At 43.3% G+C, this 450-nt stretch carries 1 pseudogene; it reads right to left on the bottom strand.

Going from position 1 to position 450, the window contains the following annotated elements:
• A pseudogene (locus tag E3E37_RS11035) lies at positions 1–450 on the bottom strand (acetate--CoA ligase family protein); the annotation flags it as partial.

The raw sequence follows: 450 nt of genomic DNA, 5'->3' as shown, positions 1-450 counted from the left end.
TCGACGCCGTCTTCGACGGTTTCAAATACTGGAACTCCACATTTTTCGATTCTTCGTGCCATTCTCTCTGGATACCCTCCACCAGGAGCTACGAAAACTATCGGCTTACCATACTTTTGCAATACTGCAACCTTCTCAACTATTCCTTCGTCAAGAGCTGGGCTTTGGAACAATGCAATAACCACAAGAGCATCAACATTTGGATCTTCTAAAGCATACCTCATGGCAATCTCATACCTTGTGGAGGGTGCATCACCTATAATGTCAATTGGATTTTTATAGCTCATATGTTCTGGAAGCTTTTTCTCCCTAATAGCCCTCTCAAACTTTTGCTTTGTTTCTTCACTAAGCTCTGCAACTTTCATTCCAGCTTCAATTATTCCGTCACTCATCATAACTCCAGCACCGCCACCATTGGTAACTATTGCAATTCTATCGCCCTTTGCCGGC

The sequence above is a fragment of the Thermococcus sp. ES12 genome, from assembly GCF_012027515.1.
Classification (GTDB): Archaea; Methanobacteriota_B; Thermococci; order Thermococcales; family Thermococcaceae; genus Thermococcus; species Thermococcus barossii.
The sequence above is the reverse complement of the archived record's forward strand: the minus strand, read 5'-3'. Positions and strand labels throughout refer to the sequence as shown.